The organism is Enterobacter sp. 61D5 (assembly GCF_034107965.1).
Classification (GTDB): Bacteria; Pseudomonadota; Gammaproteobacteria; order Enterobacterales; family Enterobacteriaceae; genus Enterobacter; species Enterobacter cloacae_M.
On sequence record NZ_JAWNFK010000006.1, the window covers coordinates 22,850 to 40,633 of the forward strand.

The following is a 17,784-nucleotide window of genomic DNA, read 5'->3' on the forward strand; positions in this document are numbered from 1 at the left end:
CCGGGCGTTTAATGTTATGCGGCCACGTAGCTGATGGAATGCTCCAGCGACTGGCTGTGGCTATCGATCAGCACATCCCACGTGCCGGTATACGGCACGGTAAGCCAGGCCTTATCGTCCTGTACGGTGAGAATATCCGCCTGGGACTGTTTTTGTGCTTTCGAACTCATCAGATGAATACGACAGCGTTCTGAGCAACGCACCACTACCGTATCCCCGCCAAACAGTTTCAAACTTGTTTTTACCAGTGCCATTTTTTACCCCGTAGTCTTAAACAACGCTCTCCCTGCTGCCATATCCGAGCGTGATGTTGTTCACAATTCACTCATGGCATAACACCAAAGGGGAGGGGGTGGGATGCTGATTTTGATCAAAAAACTGCATAACGATTAAACAAAAATGACAAAATCCCTCAAAATTTAGGCTGGCGCGCGTTTTACCCGCTAAACGCGCGCCGGAAGAAGATTAAATGCGGAAATGACCGGCTGTTTCAGCAAGGTCGCCCGCCTGGCTCTGCAGGGCACCCGCGGCGGCGGCGGATTCCACCACCAGCTCGGCGTTCTGCTGAACCATTCTGTCGAGATGGGTCACCGCGTGGTTGATCTCATGAATCCCTTTCATCTGCTCGCTGGTGGCGATGGAGATTTCGCGCATGATGCCAGAGACGCTGCCGATGCTGGAGCGGATCTCATCCATGCTTTCCCCCGCCAGATGTACGTAGCGGGATCCTGTTGCCACGCTGTCGGTGGTGGAGTCAATCAGGGATTTGATCTCTTTCGCCGCCTGAGCGCTACGGCTCGCCAGGTTACGCACTTCACCTGCTACGACGGCAAACCCGCGCCCCTGCTCACCGGCACGCGCCGCCTCGACGGAGGCGTTCAGCGCCAGAATGTTGGTCTGGAAAGCAATGCCGTCAATCACGCTGGTGATATCGCCAATTTTAGCCGACGCGACTTCAATGGACTGCATGGTGCTGATCGCCTGCGATACCACCTCGCCGCCGCGCGCTGCGGCCGCTGAGGCCTTGCTCGCCTGGTCGTTCGCTTCTGCCGCCGATTCATTCGACTGCGTCACGGAGGCGGTGATCTGCTCCACGGCGCTTGCCGTCTCGCGCAGGCTGGATGCCGCCTGCTCGGTACGTCCGGAAAGATCCTGGTTACCTGCGGCAATCTCCTGCGCCGCGTTTTTCACCGATTCGCTGGCATCACGGAGCTGCACCATCACCACCGACAGCTTATCGCTGAAGGCGTTAAAGGCCTGGGCAATCTGCGCGACTTCGTCCTCGCCGCTGTCCGGCAGGCGCTGGGACAGATCGTTAGTGCCGTTAGCAATGTTATGCATCGCGTCGCGAATGTCGGACAAACGCTTGAGCAGGCGGGCAATCAGGAAATGCACTATGGCCGCACTCAGGAGTGCCAGGATCACCAGCGAAATCGCCGAGGCTTTAAGCTGGGAACGCATGCCGGAGGTGGCGTCACCGCTGTCGAGCGCGACGACTAACAGCCAGTTTGTGCCCGGCACGGCTGTCGCCACGAAGGTTTTTTCAGCGTCGTTCAGCGTTCCGTCGACGAGGTTACCGCTTTTCAGCGCAGCTAAATCAATGCCCTTGATCGTCTCAGCAAACGGTTTCAGCGTCAGGGCCGGATCGTTAGCGGCAATCACGCTGCCGTCACTGTTCAGAAGCAGCCCGCTGCTGGCCGGGGTTGGATGGATCCCGCGCACGTTAGCCACCACGCTGTCCATCGCCACATCGCCCGCCACGACCGCTTTGAGCGTGCCATTTTCTTTCACCGGCACGGCGAAGGTAACCACCAGCTTACCGGTACCCGCGTCAACGTAGGGCGCGGTGACAACCGGACCGTCCGTGCTGACCACCTGCTGATACCACGGGCGAATGGTCGGGTCATAGTCCGCCGGAACGCCCGCCGGTTCAGAGAATTTCGCCGTTTTGCTGGCGTAGCCAACATAGACGTTGGTGAATCCACCCGCCTGTGCAAGCTGTTTAAACACCGGAACCGGGTCGTCATTCAGCGCAACGGTCTGCGCGGAGGCGATCACCGTCATCTTGCTTTTTACCCAGTCGGCAATCGCCATGTTATGGCTGGCGCTGGTGCTGGTCAGGATATCGCGCTGGGACTGCTGGTTATCCTGGCGCGTGACCTGGAAGTTGATAACGGTATTAAGGAGAAGGGCGACGACCAGACAGCCTGCCGTCGCCGCGATGATGCGTGCACGAATCGATCTGAACATAAGTGAAATACCTGCTGTGTTGTTTCCATGCCTATCGGCAACCCCGCAGGTAAACTTGATGCTGAAACCGCGTCCATAAGAAAATAATATTTTTACGGGTTTATTATTAAAAAGTTAATACTTTATCGGCGGACAGCGTCCACTCGGCCAGCTCAACCAGCGTACCAATCTCTACGCCATCAATCAGCGGCAGACCGGTAATGCCGCGGCCGTCGGTGCAGGTCTTGCACAGCTTCACCGGCACGTTTTGCGCGGTGAGGATCTCCAGCATCTGCTGAATGTTATAGCCCTCTGCCGGTTTTTGACCCTTCAGCCCCGCGGTGACCGCGTCCGACATTAAAAAGAGTCGTAACGCCAGGTCGCTCTCTTTTTCACGCAGCGCAATCGCCAGGCGCAGGCTGTTGAAAAGGGATTCGCTGCCGTAAGCCGCACCGTTGGCGACGATAACAATCTTTTGCATATTGACTCCTGTTCTTATAAAGGCACGAATATTGCTTAGCTTTTCCAAGTTTCGCTGTTCTGGAGAGTAAGCATGACATTAATGGCTGGCATTTCGCCAGGCGCTGGCGAATGGCTCGAGCGCGCAAGGATGATGCGCCGGGAGCAGCTCAGCAAGCTGGCACAGCTTGGCGTGCTTGTGCACGGCATTAGCCAACTGGTGCATATGTTACAGTGCGAGCGTGGGGCGTCCAACGTCTGGCTCTGTTCACAGGGTAAGCTCTACGCTCCTGAATGCAAAGCCAGCCGGGCGCTGGTGGATGAAAACCTCGCTGCACTTTATGACATTCTTGGAAAACAGTCGCCGATCCCGGGAAGTACGGTCTGTGAACGTATCGGCGGCGCGCTCCTGAGCCTTGATATGCTTCCCGCGCTGCGCGACGGTGTTATTCAGCAAACGGTAACGGCGCCGCAGGCGATGGAACACTACTCCCGCATGCTTCGCCATCTGCTCAGTATCGTGCCGCAGCTCAATGACAGCATTGACGATCCGCAAATAGCCGGGCGTTTTGTCGCCCTGTATAGCCTGATGCAGGGGAAAGAGCTGGCGGGACAGGAACGGGCCCTGGGGGCGATTGGCTTCACGCAGGGCTTTTTCGATGATGTGACTCGCCAGAGGCTGGTTGACCGCATCGACGGGCAGCAGGCCTGCTTTGAAATTTTTCTCTCACACAGCTCCGCTGACGTCCAGACCACCTTTTCCCTGCACTGTCAGCCCGATCGTGAAACGGAGCAACTCCGGCGCGTGGCCTGCACCCGCCAGCCTGCCGCGGATGATGGCCTTACCGCTCTGGCCTGGTTTGCTCTGCAAACCGCGCGCCTTGAGCATCTGCGCACGCTGGAGGAGACGCTCATCGCCGATCTGATGACGGCGGTGGACGAGCGTATTTACCGTAACGATGAGTACGTGCCTCCCGCCGATGAGCAGGACGATCCGCTGATACAGTATCCGGAAAAACCGTTGCTCACCCTGGTGCGCCAGCAGGCGCGCGAGATAGAACAGCTCTCGCGCCAGCTTGCATCGCTGCGCGACACGCTTGAAGAGCGCAAAGTCATTGATAAAGCGAAAAGCCTGCTGATGACCCACCAGAATATGAGTGAGGAACAGGCCTGGACGGCGCTGCGCAAAATGGCGATGGACAAGAACCAAAGGATGGTGGATATCGCCCGTGCGCTGCTGATGGTGAAGAATTTATGGCAGGTAATACCAAAGGAGTAGCTGCACGGTCAGCGGGCATTTTATGCCTGATTAAGGTGCGTGCAGGCGAGGGGAGTTCGGTTAGCGCCCCGGAAAAAGCGGGTTAAAACCTGGCATTCACTTTGCATTATCAGATTAACCATTTTTGACGATGCGCCAACGGCGGCGCATGCGTCTTCGGGATAAAGGCGTCCACTGGTGCTTCGGCATCGTGGGCGCTTTTTTTTTGGTTTTTTTTCAGGAGTGGTCATGGCGGATTTGTCGAGACGGCGTTTTTTGCAGGCCAGCGTGCTGGCGAGTGGCGCAATGCTGTTACCGGGTGTCATGCAGGCCGCATGGGCGGCAGGCTCGGATAAACCGGAGCAGGAAACGGTGCGCATCGGGTTTATCCCGCTGACCGACTGCGCCCCGGTGGTTATCGCAGCGCTGAAAGGCTTTGATAAAAAATACGGTATTACCATCGTGCCCACCAAAGAGGCGAGCTGGGCGGCGGTGCGCGACAAGCTGGTGGCGGGCGAACTGGACGCCGCACACATTCTTTACGGTCTGCTGTACGGCCTGGAGCTGGGCATCGCCGGCAAGCCGCAGAAGATGGCTAACCTGATGACCCTCAACCAGAACGGTCAGGCCATCACGCTCTCCAGCGATTTGGCGGAGAAGGGCGTTCGCGATCTCGATGGGCTGAAAAAGCTGATTGGGCAGCAGGCGCCTGGCACCTACACCTTCGCGCACACCTTCCCGACCGGGACGCACGCCATGTGGCTGTACTACTGGCTGGCCAGCGCGGGCATTAACCCCTTTGACGACGTGCGCACGGTAGTGGTGCCGCCGCCGCAGATGGTGATGAACATGCGCATTGGCAACATGGTCGGCTTTTGCGTCGGCGAGCCGTGGAACGCACGTGCCATCAACGACCGCATCGGTTTTACCGCCGCCACGTCGCAGTCCATCTGGGCCGACCATCCGGAAAAAATCCTCGGCACGCGTCGCGACTGGGTGGAGAAAAACCCGCACACCGCGCGGGCGCTGGTCAGCGCGGTGCTGGAGGCGGCGCGCTGGATCGAAGCCTCCCCGGAAAACAAACGCGAGACCGCGCAGATCCTCTCCCGCCGGGCGTGGCTCAACTGCAAGGAACAGTATCTCACCGGACGCATGCTCGGCGAGTACGACAACGGCCTGGGCCAGCGCTGGCAGGACGCGCACCCAATCCGCTTCTTCAACGGGGGGGCCGTCAGCTACCCATATCTCTCAGACGGCATGTGGTTCTTAACCCAGTTCCGCCGCTGGGGCTTGCTCAAATCCACGCCGGACTACGCGGGCATCGCGCAGCGCATTAACCAGACCGCGGTCTGGCAGGATGCCGCCACGGCGGTGGGGGGCATCAGCACACCGACTTCACCATTACGCAGCAGCACATTGATGGACGGCACCGTCTGGAACGGTACCGATCCGGAAGGATACGCCAGCCGTTTCGCTATTCACCGTAAAGGGGCCTGATTATGCAGCATCTGCAAAAGACGAATTCACACGAGACGCCGGAGAGTGGAGAGGTGTTTCTCCTGCCTTCGGTGCAGGTTCGCCGCCGTACGCCGACGTTTGCGCGTCGGATTAATGCGATCCTTCAGCGCATCATCCCGGCGTTTCTCGGTCTGGGACTGCTGGTGGTGCTCTGGCAGCTGGCGGCGATTAACAGCAAAGGTTTCCCGTCGCCGCTCAGCACGCTCGATTCCGCCATCACCCTGTTTGCCGATCCGTTTTATCGCGACGGGCCAAACGACATGGGCATCGGCTGGAACGTGCTCGCCTCATTACAGCGCGTGGCGGTGGGGTTTGGCCTGGCCGCGCTCGCCGGGATCCCGCTCGGCTTCCTGATTGGTCGCTTCACCTTTTTCTCTCGCATGTTCGGCCCGCTGATCGCGCTGTTACGCCCGGTTAGCCCGCTGGCCTGGCTGCCCATCGGCCTGCTGCTGTTTCAGAAAGCGGAGCCCGCGTCGAGCTGGACCATTTTTATCTGCTCCATCTGGCCGATGGTGATCAACACCGCCGAAGGCGTGCGCCGCATTCCGCAGGACTACCTTAACGTCGCCCGGGTGCTGCAGCTTTCCGAGTGGACCATCATGCGCCGCATTCTCTTCCCGGCGGTGCTGCCCGCGGTGCTGACCGGGGTGCGTCTGTCCATCGGCATCGCCTGGCTGGTGATCGTCGCCGCCGAGATGCTCACCGGTGGTTTAGGGATCGGCTTCTGGATCTGGAACGAGTGGAACAACCTCAACGTCGAAAACATTCTCATCGCCATCGTCATCATTGGCGTGGTCGGGTTGCTGCTGGAGCAGGGGCTGATGCTGATCGCCCGTCGCTTTAGCTGGCAGGAAAAATAAGGAGCGAACATGAAACCATTAATCCAGGTCCAGGCCGTGAGCCAGCGTTTTTCCACCGCCAGCGGCGAATTTCTGGCGCTGCAGAACGTCTCCTTTGATATCCATGAGGGCGAAACCGTCAGCCTGATTGGGCACTCCGGCTGCGGTAAATCGACGCTCCTTAACCTTATCGCTGGGATCACGCTGCCGACGGAAGGCGGGCTGATTTGCGACAACCGTGAAATTGCCGGGCCGGGTCCGGAGCGCGCGGTGGTATTCCAGAACCATTCGCTGCTGCCGTGGCTCACCTGCTTCGACAACGTGGCCCTGGCGGTCGATCACGTGTTTCGCCACAGCATGAGCAAGGCGGAGCGCCGGGAGTGGATTGAGCACAACCTCGACCGCGTGCAGATGGGGCACGCCCTGCACAAGCGCCCGGGGGAGATCTCCGGCGGCATGAAGCAGCGCGTCGGGATTGCCCGCGCGCTGGCGATGAAGCCGAAAGTCCTGCTGATGGATGAACCCTTCGGCGCGCTGGATGCGCTGACGCGCGCCCATCTGCAGGACTCGGTGATGCAGATCCAGCAGGCGCTGAACACCACCATTGTGCTGATTACCCACGACGTGGACGAGGCGGTGCTGCTCTCCGATCGCGTGCTGATGATGACCAACGGCCCGGCGGCGACCGTCGGGGAGATCCTGCACGTTGACCTGCCGCGCCCGCGTAACCGGGTGCAGCTGGCTGACGACAGCCGCTATCACCACATGCGCCAGCAGATCCTGCATTTCCTCTATGAAAAGCAGCCAAAAGCGGCGTAGCGAGGGGGCTTTGATGCGACTGGTCATTATCGGAAATGGAATGGCGGCCACGCGGCTGATTGCCTCGCTCACCGGGCGTGCTGCCGATCGTTTCGCAATTACCGTCATCGGTGACGAGCCGGAGCATGCCTATAACCGCATCCAGCTTTCGCCGGTGCTGGGCGGTGAAAAAACGGCTACGGGCATCTGTCTTCAGAATGACGACTGGTACCAGGAACGGGGCGTGACGGTGCTGCGGGGCGAAAAGGCGCTCGCCGTGAACGTGGACGCGCGGGAAGTGCAAACCACCGCCCGCACGCTGGGCTGGGATGCGCTGGTGTTTGCCACCGGATCAACGCCCTTTGTTCCGCCAATTCGCGGCTGCGAAGCGCCGCATGTCTTCACGTTCCGTACCCTGGCAGATACCCGGGCCATTCAGGCGATCGCCGGTCCGGCGGTGGTGCTGGGCGGCGGCGTGCTCGGGGTTGAGGCGGCGGCTGCGCTGGCGCGTTCAGGTGACGAGGTCACGCTTGCTCATCGCGGTCCGTGGCTGATGGAGCAGCAGCTGGATGAGCAGGCGGGCGTGCTGCTGGAAGAGGCGCTGGCGGCGCGGGGCGTGCGCTGTGAGCTCGTCTCTGGCATCGCAGCGGTGAACGGAGATAGCGTGACGCTGCTTAACGGACGCAGTATCGCCGCCGCGCGCGTGGTGCTAGCGACCGGCGTGCAGCCCAGCGTCACGCTGGCGCAGGCCAGCGGCATTCGCTGCGCGCGCGGCATCGTGGTGGATCACCAGATGCAAACCTCCGAGCCGGACGTCTACGCCATTGGCGAGTGCTGCGAAATTGACGGTCAGACGTTTGGCCTGGTCGCCCCCTGTCTGGCGCAGGCGGATATCCTTGCCGCCCGGCTGGCCGGAGACGTCACCGCGCCGTTTACCCTGACCGACAGCGGGATGCGCCTCAAGGTGACCGGCGTGGAGCTGTTCAGTCTCGGTCGCGCGGCAGAGCAGGAGGGCGACGTGGTCTGGAGCGCATGGGATCCGCTGACCCGTCACTATCGTCGTTTACTGATCCATCAGGGGGCGCTGGCTGGCGTACTGCTGATGGGCGACTGCCGCAGCGCGGCAACATTTACCGATTTACTGGCAACGGCTGCGCCCGCCCACGCGGACTGGCTGTTCGATCGTTTCACTACGCAACCGCAGGTTGCAGGACACAATGCTATGACAAAACCTACTCTGGTGGTGGTTGGGCACGGTATGGTCGGCCATCATTTTCTCGAAGACTGCGTTAACCGCAATCTGCATCAGCAGTATCAGATCGTTGTCTTTAGCGAGGAGCGCTATGCCGCCTACGACCGCGTGCATCTGTCGGAATATTTTGGCGGCCGCAGCGCGGCGTCGCTTTCGCTGGTGGAGGGGGATTTCTTTGTCGACAACGGCATTGAGCTGCGCCTGTCGCAGCAGGTCGTCGCTATCGATCGCGACGCGCGCGTGGTGCGCACCGTCAGCGGGCACGAAACCCACTGGGACAAGCTGGTGCTGGCGACCGGCTCATACCCGTTCGTGCCGCCCGTGCCGGGCAACGATTTGCCGGGCTGTTTTGTCTACCGCACCCTTGACGACCTGGACAACATTGCTGCACATGCGGCGGGCTCGCGCCGCGGCGTGGTGATTGGCGGCGGCCTGCTCGGGCTGGAGGCGGCGAATGCCCTGAAGCAGCTCGGGCTGGAAACCCACGTGGTTGAGTTTGCGCCCAACCTGATGGCGGTCCAGCTCGACAACGACGGCGCGGCGATGCTGCGCAAGAAAATTGAGGCGCTGGGCGTCGGCGTTCACACCAGTAAAGCGACAACGGAGATCGCCACGGCGGACGGCGGGCTGGTGCTGCGCTTTGCCGATGGCGAACAGCTTGAAACGGACATGGTGGTCTTTTCGGCGGGCATTCGTCCGCAGGACGCGCTGGCGCGCAGCAACGGGCTGGCTATCGGCGAACGCGGCGGGATCTGCATTGACGACGGCTGTCGCACCTCCGATCCGGACGTGCTGGCCATTGGTGAATGCGCCCTGTGGGAGGGGAAAATCTTCGGGCTGGTTGCGCCCGGCTATCAGATGGCGCGGGTGGCCGCCGCCGCGCTGGCGGGAGAGGATAAAACCTTCACCGGCGCGGATATGAGTACTAAGCTCAAGCTGCTGGGCGTGGACGTGGCCTCGTTCGGCGACGCTCACGGGCGCACGCCGGGGGCGCTGAGCTATCAGTGGACGCACGGTCCGCAGCAAATCTACAAGAAAATCGTGGTCAGCCACGACGGCAAAACGCTGCTCGGCGGCGTGCTGGTGGGTGACGCCAGCGAATACGCCACGCTGGTGCAGATGATGCTTAACGGGATAGCCCTGCCAAAAGAGCCGGAAACGCTGATATTACCCGCGTCGTCAGGCAGCGCGCCAAAAGCGCTCGGCGTGGCGGCGCTGCCGGAAAGCGCGCAGATCTGTTCGTGTCATAACGTCAGCAAAGGCGATATCTGCCGGGCGGTGAGCGCGGGCGCGACGGATATCGGCGCCGTTAAGCAGTGCACCAAAGCGGCGACCGGCTGCGGGGGATGTAGCGCGCTGGTGAAGCAGGTGATGGAGTTCCAGCTGGCGGAGCAGGGCGTGGAGGTGAAAAAGGACATCTGCGAGCACTTCCCGTACTCGCGCCAGGAGATTTACCACCTCGTGCGCGTCAACCATATCCGCACCTTTGACCAGCTTATCAGCCGCTACGGACAGGGGCACGGATGTGAGATCTGCAAGCCGCTGGTGGGATCGGTGCTCGCCTCCTGCTGGAACGAGTATCTGCTGAAACCGGCACACCTGCCGCTGCAGGACACCAACGACCGCTACTTCGCCAACATCCAGAAGGACGGCACCTACTCCATCGTGCCGCGCATGCCCGCAGGGGAAGTGACCGCCGACGGGCTGATCGCCATCGGCCAGATTGCGAAACGCTACAGCCTGTACAGCAAAATTACCGGCGGACAGCGAATCGACCTTTTCGGCGCCACTCTGGAACAGCTGCCTGAGGTCTGGCAGGCGCTGGTCGAGGCCGGGTTTGAAACCGGGCACGCTTACGGGAAATCCCTGCGCACGGTGAAATCCTGCGTCGGTTCAACCTGGTGCCGCTACGGGGTGCAGGACTCCACCGGCCTCGCGGTCAGGCTTGAGCACCGCTACAAGGGGCTGCGCGCGCCGCACAAAATCAAAATGGCGGTCTCCGGCTGCACCCGCGAGTGCGCGGAGGCGCAGAGCAAAGACGTGGGGGTGATTGCCACCGATAAAGGCTGGAACCTCTATCTGTGCGGCAACGGCGGGATGAAGCCGCGCCACGCGGATCTCTTCGCCAGCGATCTGGACGACGAAACGCTGATCCGCACCGTCGACCGTTTCCTGATGTTTTACATCCGCACGGCGGATCGCCTGCAGCGCACCAGCACCTGGATGGACAACCTTGAGGGCGGCCTCGACTATCTGCGCGAGGTGATCCTCAACGACAGCCTCGGCATCGCCCACGAGCTGGAGCAGGAGATGGTCCGGGTGGTGGAAACCTATCAGTGCGAATGGCAAACCACGCTTAACGATCCCAACCGGCTCGCGCTGTTCCGCACGACGGTGAACGAGACCGCGCCGGATGAAAGCAAGCGCTGGCAGGAAATCTGCGGCATCGACGATATCCCCGAGCAGGCGGGCATCGGCGCGCGGCTTGGACGTAAGCCGATTGCGCTCTTCCGCTTTGGCAAAACCGTTTACGCCCTCGACGATCGGGAGCCGGGCGGCGAGGCGAACGTGCTTTCACGCGGCATTCTTGGCGATGCGTCGGGCGAGCCGGTGGTGATTTCACCGCTGTATAAGCAGCGCATTCGCCTGCGCGACGGCTGTCAGGTAGAGAACGGCGAACCCGCGGTGCGCGCCTGGCCGGTGAAAATTGAAAACGGCAAGGTGTGGGTTGGCAGCGACGCCCTGGTAATGCGTGCGGAGGCTTCATGACGGAAACCCGGACAACGTGCCCCTACTGCGGGGTGGGCTGCGGCGTAGTTGCCAGCGTGGAAGGTGAAGCGGTCAGCGTTCGGGGAGATGAAACCCATCCTGCGAACCTGGGTCGCCTGTGCGTGAAAGGATCGGCCCTGGGGGAAACGACGGGGTTACAGGGGCGATTGCTGCGCCCCGCTGTTGACGGACTTGAGGTGGACTGGGCGCAGGCGCTGAACGCGGCGGGGGAGCGCCTGCGGGGGATTATCGATAAATGGGGGCCGCAGGCGGTGGCGTTTTACGCCTCCGGCCAGCTGTTGACCGAGGATTACTATGCCGCCAACAAGCTGATGAAAGGATTTATCGGTGCGGCAAACATCGATACTAACTCCCGGCTCTGTATGTCCTCGGCGGTGGTGGGCTACAAGCGCGCCTTTGGCGAAGACGTGGTGCCGTGCAGCTATGAGGATGTGGAAAACAGCGATCTGGTGGTGCTGGCTGGCTCGAACGCGGCCTGGACGCATCCGGTGCTCTATCAGCGGCTGGTGCAGGCTAAGCACGACAACCCGCAGATGAAGGTGGTGGTAATCGATCCGCGCAGAACCGCCACATGTGATATTGCTGACCTGCATCTGGCGCTCGCCCCCGGCAGCGACTCCGGGCTGTTTGTCGGTCTGCTTAATGTGATTCAGGGAACGGATGAGTGGCCCGTTGAGCGCGTGGCGGCGTTTTGCGGCCTCTCGCCGCAGGATATTGGCACCTTTTACGACTGGTTTATGACGGCGCCCCGGGCCATCACGCTCTACACCATGGGGATCAACCAGTCCACCAGCGGCAGCGACAAGTGTAACGCCATCATTAACGTTCATCTTACCAGCGGGAAGTTCAACCGTCCGGGCTGCGGCCCGTTTTCGCTGACCGGACAGCCAAACGCGATGGGCGGAAGGGAGGTGGGCGGACTGGCGAACCAGCTGGCGGCACACATGAACTTTGAGCCGGACGATCTTTCGCGGGTGGCGCGTTTCTGGGGAACGGAACGGCTGGCGCAGACGCCGGGGCTGATGGCGGTGGAGCTGTTTGACGCCATTGCCCGCGGCGATGTGAAGGCGGTGTGGATTATGGGCACCAACCCCGCCGTGTCGCTGCCGGACAGCCACGCGGTGTGTCAGGCGCTGGCGGGCTGCCCGCTGGTGATGGTCTCTGAGGTGATGAACGATACCGACACCAGCCGGTTCGCCCATATCCGTTTTCCGGCGCTGGGCTGGGGAGAAAAGGACGGGACGGTGACCAATTCCGAGCGGCGCATTTCACGCCAGCGCGCGTTTCTGCCCGCGCCGGGCGAAGCGAAGCCGGACTGGTGGATCGTCGCGCAGATGGCGAAACGGCTGGGCTACGGCGAGGCCTTTGCCTGGCAACATCCGCACGAGATTTTTTGCGAACATGCGGCGCTGACGGCCTTTGAAAATGACGGCGCGCGGGCATTTAATCTTCATGAACTGGCTGCGCTAACCCGTGAGGAGTGGGATCAGCTTGAGCCTTATCAGTGGCCGACGGGGAATTTTCCGCGCCGAAACATCGTTCCCGTTAACCCTCTGTCGCACGGTACGACGGTCAGCGCGTTGTACCCGCTGATTCTCAACTCCGGACGCATCCGCGATCAGTGGCATACAATGACGCGAACAGGATACGTGGCCAGACTGATGCAGCATATCGCCGAACCGTTTGTTGAGGTTTGCCCCGCAGACGCGGTTCGGTTTTCCCTGTGCGACGGCCAGCTGGCGCGCATCAGCTCGCCGCGCGGCGTGATGGTCGTCAGAGTACGAATCAATGACGGGATACGGGAAGGCGAGGCGTTTGCCCCTATGCACTGGAACGCTGAGTTTTCCCGCCAGGGAAAGGTGAATGCGCTGGTGGAAGGGCGCTGCGATCCGGTTTCTGGCCAGCCGGAGAGTAAACAAACCGCGGTCAGAATTCTGCCGTGGCAGCCCGCCTGGCAGGGGGAACTCTATGCCCGGGAATGGCCGGAAATGCCCTCTTCGGCTTACTGGTGGCGTAAAGCCTCACGCCTGACGGTGGCGGGCGATCAACCGCTGCTGTCGTGGGTAATGGATTACGCCAGCGACCGGGGCTGGCAGCTGCAGATTGCGCAAACCGGCGAACGCAGCAGCGTGCTGGCCTGGCATGAAGGCCAGCTGATGCTGGGCTTCTGGGAGGGCACCGCGTTACCGGCGCTGGCGCATACGGTGATTGAAGCCGCTTTTCAATCCCCACCCGTGCTGGCCTCAGAACGTCACGCCTTGCTGAACGGACAGAGCGTCGGGAAGGAAGCGGATCCGGGACGCATCATCTGCAGCTGTTTCAGCGTCGGGGAGAATACGATACGGGAGGCGATCGTTGGCGGGTGTGATTCCGTAACCGCGCTGGGGGCGAAGCTGCGCTGTGGTACGAACTGTGGTTCCTGCGTGCCGGAGCTGAAAGGGCTGTTTCAGGATAATCCTGAAATGTCCGCCAGGACTGCATTTCAGGGCTTATCGCGTTAACATAATAAGAGTTTATTCATAAACACAGGTTCTTATTGACGACGTTGATGGCTGTATCGTCCCGCATTCGTTTGCTGTTTTTACTCCCCCTTCTTACGGTCGGAGCCGTTCACGGTGCGCCGAATTCCTTTATCCAGCAGGCACAAAATCCCTTTGATAATGACGGGGATAATCTGCCCGACCTCGGTATGGCCGCCCCAACCAGGGAGGGGGAAAAACACCTGGCCGAAATGGCGAAAGCCTTTGGTGAAGCCAGCATGACCGACAATGGCCTGACAACGGGCGAGCAGGCGCGTCAGTTCGCGTTTGGTCAGGTGCGCGACGCGGTAAGCGGCGAAGTGAACCAGCAGATTGAATCCTGGCTTTCGCCCTGGGGGAACGCCAGCGTGAACCTACTGGTGGATAACGATGGCAAATTTAACGGCAGCAGCGGGAGCTGGTTTATCCCCTGGAACGATAACAACCGTTATCTGAGCTGGAGCCAGCTTGGCCTGACCCAGCAGACGGATGGCCTGGTCAGTAACGCAGGAATTGGTCAGCGCTGGATCGCCGGGAAATGGCTGCTGGGTTACAACACCTTTTACGACAACCTCCTGGATGAAAACCTGCAGCGTGCCGGGCTGGGCGTGGAAGCGTGGGGGGAAAATCTGCGCCTGTCAGCCAACTATTATCAGCCCTTTGCCGGCTGGCGCGATCGCTCCGACGTCCAGGAGCAGCGTATGGCGCGCGGATATGACGTCACCGCTAAAGCCTGGCTGCCGTGGTTCCATCATCTCAATACCAGCGTGAGCTTCGAGCAATACTTTGGTGATAACGTCGACCTCTTCAACAGCGGAACCGGCTATCACAATCCGGTGGCGGTGAATCTGGGGCTTAACTATACCCCCGTTCCGCTGGTCACCCTGACCGCCGCGCACAAGCAGGGCGAAAGTGGCGAGAGCCAGAATAACCTCGGGTTGAAGCTCAACTATCGCTTTGGCGTGCCGCTGGTGAAGCAGCTTTCCGCCGGTGAAGTCGCCGCCACGCGCTCCCTGCGCGGAAGCCGCTACGACTCGCCGGAGCGCAATAGCCTGCCGGTGATGGAGTTCCGCCAGCGTAAAACGCTGTCCGTCTGGCTGGCAACGCCGCCGTGGGATCTGAAAGGGGGCGAGACCGTTATGCTGAAGCTTCAGGTTCGCAGCGCGAACGGCATTCGTCAGATCCACTGGCAGGGAGATACGCAGGCGCTGAGCCTGACGTCGCCGGCCAAAAGCAACAGCAGCGACGGCTGGAGTGTGATTATGCCTGCCTGGAATGACGGTGAAGGGGCGACAAACCGCTGGCACCTGTCGGCGGTAGTGGAAGATGAGAAAGGCCAGCGCGTCTCGTCCAATGAGATCGTGCTGACCGTCGTGCAGCCGCTGGTCGCATTGCCAGACAACGACCCGCGCTGGAAGCTTCTGCCGGAGGAGTAATCCTTAAAAAATGCGTTCCTGATGCACCCACACCGCGGCTTCAACGCGGGATTTTAGCTTCATTTTCTTCAGCATATGCTTCACGTGCACTTTGACCGTGCTTTCGGTGATGTCCAGGCGGCGGGCGATCATTTTATTCGGCAGCCCCTGGGCAATGAGTTTGAGAATATCGCGCTCGCGCGGGGTTAACTGGCTGACGTCGCGGTCAGAGGTGGCGCGATTGGCGCGCAGGCTGGCGGCCAGCACCGGCGTTAAGGCTTCGCTGAGAACCATCTCGCCCGCTGCGGCCTGCTGCAGCGCCTTAAGCAAGTCTTCCGGCTCCATATCTTTGAGCAGATAACCATCCGCCCCGCGCTTCAGCGCCGTGACAACATCCTCTTCATGGTTCGATACGCTAAAGACGACGATGCGTCCGGAAAGCGATTTTTCCCGCAGCTTGTCGAGGGTTTCCAGACCGTTCATGCCGGGCATATTCAGATCGAGCAGGATCAGGTCGGGATCGAGGGATTCGGCAAGCTCAATGCCCTGTTCACCGTTGCTGGCTTCTCCTACGACGGTGATATCGGGCGCCATGCTGACCAGCTGTTTCACGCCAGTACGCAGCATCGGATGGTCGTCGATCAACAGGATGGATGCCGGTTCCTGATTAGTCATGGGTTTCTCCTTGAGCAGTTGTAAGCGGTTTCTCGGGAATAAAGGTGACCACGACTTCCGTGCCACCCGTCTCTCTCCGGCGAACCTGGCAATCACCGCGCAGGCTTTGGGCGCGGTCTCGCATAATAATTAAACCATAGTGGTTAGTGCGTTCGGCATTTTCCGGCACGCCGCGGCCGTTGTCGTGAACCGTGAGCTTCACCTGATTGTTGTGCTGGCTGACGGTGACCGTTACCGCCGTCGCGCCGGAATGCTTAAGCACGTTGCTCAGCGCTTCACGGGCGATCTGCAGTAAATGTATGGCCTGGTGGGAGGGGACAAACCGCGGCGGCAGCTGGTAGTCCAGCTTTACCGGGAACCCCAGCCGGGCGCTAAATTCGTGACAGCTGGACTCCAGTGCCGGACGCAGGCCCGGCTCGGTCAGCTGCAGCCGGAAGGTGGTCAGCAGCTCGCGAAGCTGTATCCAGGAGGTGTTCAGCTCGTTGCGGATCTGGCCGAGCAGCTGCTTGTTGCTTTCGGGCATCTCCGCATCCTGCATCTGCAGGCAGCTCACCTGCATTTTCATACAGGAGAGCGACTGGGCGATCGAGTCGTGAAGCTCGCGGGCGATGGTCGCGCGCTCTTCCATGACGATCAGCTGCTGCTGCTTTTCCTGATGCCTGTCGAGCGCCAGCGTGGCCGTTAGCTGTTCGACCAGCGTATCAACCAGCTGCTGCTGGTCGTGGCTCAGGTGACGCCCGGCAGGCAGCGTTGCCAGCAAAATACCGTACTGGGTGTGGCTGTCGGTCAGGCGCCACTTCAGGGTGGTGCCGCCGGACGTCAGAGGCGGCAGGCCGCGAGGGCAAAGATGGCAGCCTTTGTCATCGCAGGACATATCCGACTGACAGGTAAATTCCTGATGGTTATCTTCGTCTTCCACGTCGTAGACGCGCAGCTCAAGGTCGTGAAGCAGGGTCAGATTTTGCAGACCGTTCAGCACCGGCGAGAGGCGTTCGCATAGCGGCACCTGCATGTGCAGACGACGGTTGGCCTGCCACAGGAAAGAGAGGATCTCGTTTTTCTGCTCCAGTCCGGCCGTTTTTTCCTGAACGCGCTGTTCCAGCACCGCGTAGCTCTCGGAGAGCTCTGCCGACATGGTGTTGAGCGCCTGGCCGAGCATGGCCATCTCGTTGCGCCCGCTGATGTGAGTGCGCTGGGTAAAATCGCGTGCGGTGACCGCGCGGGCCATTGCCAGCAGCTGTTTCCACGGGTTCAGCAGCCGCGCGCGGAGCCAGACGATGGTGAATATCAGCAGCAGCCCCATAAACAGCGCCATGGCGCGGTGCACCATCACCACCCGGTCGATGCGTAATTCGGTGGTTTGGTCGAAAGCGGAGACCAGCGCATCGATGCGGGAGACGAACCCCGCCACGTCCTGCGCAACGGTTTCGGTGCTTCGCGCCTGTTTCAGCCCGGGCTGCAGTTGGGTGTGCCAGTAGCCCTGAAGGGCGTTAAGCTGGGATTGCTGACCGGCGCGGATGGCGGCGTTTTCCAGCTCGGGGCTAAAGACCGTGCGCTCCATTTCATCAATCAGGGGCCGATCGTCCTGCGTCAGGGGGACCGACGCCAGCAGGCGATAACTCTGCATGCGTAGCGAGCCTGCCTCGTTGATGGCATGCGCATTACCCTGTACGCCCTGTACCAGCCAGCCGGAGATCGCCATGCCGGTCACGCCAATGGCGGTGGACAGCAAAACGATAAGGGCTAGCTGATTCACGAGCGTCAGCGGAGATAAACATCTTTTTAACATAGAGGTGGCGTGCTCCTGACGTGGCCTGCTTGCAGGAATGGCGCTATTCTGGTGCATACCCTGGAGTATACCCATACCAATAAAGGATTACCCCTAAATTGCCAACGGAGTAGAGGGAAGGAGGTGGGGGTAGTCTGGAACTGTCAGTGCCGTGAAAAACCACGTCTTTTTTACCGAATTAGCCTACTCACTAAGGGTGAGGCCTTATTTTACGCCGCAAATCCTCCCACTTTTCCTTTGATT

General features: G+C 60.6%; 12 protein-coding genes. 7 read left to right on the forward strand and 5 right to left on the reverse strand.

Annotation, left to right across the window (positions count from 1 at the left end; genetic code table 11):
* Positions 1–14: 14 nt before the first annotated feature.
* The 3 genes from UTM25_RS05340 to UTM25_RS05350 form a co-directional block, all read right to left on the reverse strand.
* Positions 15–254, reverse strand: coding sequence for a DUF1883 domain-containing protein (locus tag UTM25_RS05340; RefSeq protein WP_111965917.1), 240 nt, complete (start codon positions 252–254; stop codon positions 15–17).
* A gap of 211 nt (positions 255–465) precedes the next feature.
* On the reverse strand, positions 466–2,250 hold the full coding sequence (locus UTM25_RS05345) for a methyl-accepting chemotaxis protein (protein ID WP_194399451.1): 1,785 nt from the start codon (positions 2,248–2,250) through the stop codon (positions 466–468).
* A 106-nt stretch (positions 2,251–2,356) separates the two neighbouring features.
* Positions 2,357–2,710, reverse strand: coding sequence for a DsrE/DsrF/TusD sulfur relay family protein (locus UTM25_RS05350; RefSeq protein ID WP_008499522.1), 354 nt, complete (start codon positions 2,708–2,710; stop codon positions 2,357–2,359).
* Positions 2,711–2,782: 72 nt separating this feature from the next.
* Between UTM25_RS05350 and nasR the strand changes: the two genes are divergently transcribed.
* From nasR to UTM25_RS05385, 7 genes are all read left to right on the forward strand, one after another.
* Positions 2,783–3,967 (forward strand): nitrate regulatory protein NasR, encoded by a 1,185-nt coding sequence (nasR, locus tag UTM25_RS05355; protein WP_194399450.1) that lies wholly within the window; start codon positions 2,783–2,785, stop codon positions 3,965–3,967.
* A gap of 228 nt (positions 3,968–4,195) precedes the next feature.
* Complete coding sequence (locus tag UTM25_RS05360) at positions 4,196–5,443, forward strand: CmpA/NrtA family ABC transporter substrate-binding protein (RefSeq protein WP_194399449.1); 1,248 nt, start codon at positions 4,196–4,198, stop codon at positions 5,441–5,443.
* 2 nt (positions 5,444–5,445) lie between these two features.
* On the forward strand, positions 5,446–6,324 hold the full coding sequence (gene ntrB, locus UTM25_RS05365) for a nitrate ABC transporter permease (RefSeq protein WP_194399448.1): 879 nt from the start codon (positions 5,446–5,448) through the stop codon (positions 6,322–6,324).
* Positions 6,325–6,333: 9 nt separating this feature from the next.
* On the forward strand, positions 6,334–7,122 hold the full coding sequence (locus UTM25_RS05370) for an ABC transporter ATP-binding protein (protein WP_021240347.1): 789 nt from the start codon (positions 6,334–6,336) through the stop codon (positions 7,120–7,122).
* A gap of 13 nt (positions 7,123–7,135) precedes the next feature.
* A complete protein-coding gene (gene nirB, locus UTM25_RS05375) occupies positions 7,136–11,122 on the forward strand; it encodes a nitrite reductase large subunit NirB (protein WP_194399447.1) in 3,987 nt (1,328 codons plus the stop codon).
* The gene (locus UTM25_RS05380) at positions 11,119–13,644 is read left to right on the forward strand and encodes a nitrate reductase (RefSeq protein ID WP_194399446.1); all 2,526 of its coding nucleotides are present in this window, start codon (positions 11,119–11,121) and stop codon (positions 13,642–13,644) included. Before nirB ends, UTM25_RS05380 begins: the two co-directional genes overlap by 4 nt.
* A gap of 47 nt (positions 13,645–13,691) precedes the next feature.
* On the forward strand, positions 13,692–15,098 hold the full coding sequence (locus tag UTM25_RS05385; RefSeq protein ID WP_194399445.1) for a YchO/YchP family invasin: 1,407 nt from the start codon (positions 13,692–13,694) through the stop codon (positions 15,096–15,098).
* 3 nt (positions 15,099–15,101) lie between these two features.
* Here the strand turns inward: UTM25_RS05385 and narL are convergent, their stop codons facing one another.
* A complete protein-coding gene (narL, locus tag UTM25_RS05390) occupies positions 15,102–15,752 on the reverse strand; it encodes a two-component system response regulator NarL (RefSeq protein ID WP_008499531.1) in 651 nt (216 codons plus the stop codon).
* Positions 15,745–17,541: a nitrate/nitrite two-component system sensor histidine kinase NarX gene (narX, locus tag UTM25_RS05395; protein WP_194399444.1), complete on the reverse strand. Its 1,797-nt coding sequence runs from the start codon at positions 17,539–17,541 to the stop codon at positions 15,745–15,747. Before narX ends, narL begins: the two co-directional genes overlap by 8 nt.
* Positions 17,542–17,784 lie beyond the last annotated feature (243 nt).

Bases quoted from the DNA above. Each gene is read 5' to 3' on its own strand.
- narL (WP_008499531.1), bottom strand. From the start codon at position 15,752: ATGACTAATCAGGAACCGGCATCCATCCTGTTGATCGACGACCATCCG.
- UTM25_RS05370 (WP_021240347.1), top strand. From the start codon at position 6,334: ATGAAACCATTAATCCAGGTCCAGGCCGTGAGCCAGCGTTTTTCCACC.
- UTM25_RS05360 (WP_194399449.1), top strand. From the start codon at position 4,196: ATGGCGGATTTGTCGAGACGGCGTTTTTTGCAGGCCAGCGTGCTGGCG.
- nasR (WP_194399450.1), top strand. From the start codon at position 2,783: ATGACATTAATGGCTGGCATTTCGCCAGGCGCTGGCGAATGGCTCGAG.
- ntrB (WP_194399448.1), top strand. From the start codon at position 5,446: ATGCAGCATCTGCAAAAGACGAATTCACACGAGACGCCGGAGAGTGGA.
- UTM25_RS05350 (WP_008499522.1), bottom strand. From the start codon at position 2,710: ATGCAAAAGATTGTTATCGTCGCCAACGGTGCGGCTTACGGCAGCGAA.
- UTM25_RS05385 (WP_194399445.1), top strand. From the start codon at position 13,692: ATGGCTGTATCGTCCCGCATTCGTTTGCTGTTTTTACTCCCCCTTCTT.
- narX (WP_194399444.1), bottom strand. From the start codon at position 17,541: ATGTTAAAAAGATGTTTATCTCCGCTGACGCTCGTGAATCAGCTAGCC.
- UTM25_RS05380 (WP_194399446.1), top strand. From the start codon at position 11,119: ATGACGGAAACCCGGACAACGTGCCCCTACTGCGGGGTGGGCTGCGGC.
- UTM25_RS05340 (WP_111965917.1), bottom strand. From the start codon at position 254: ATGGCACTGGTAAAAACAAGTTTGAAACTGTTTGGCGGGGATACGGTA.
- nirB (WP_194399447.1), top strand. From the start codon at position 7,136: ATGCGACTGGTCATTATCGGAAATGGAATGGCGGCCACGCGGCTGATT.
- UTM25_RS05345 (WP_194399451.1), bottom strand. From the start codon at position 2,250: ATGTTCAGATCGATTCGTGCACGCATCATCGCGGCGACGGCAGGCTGT.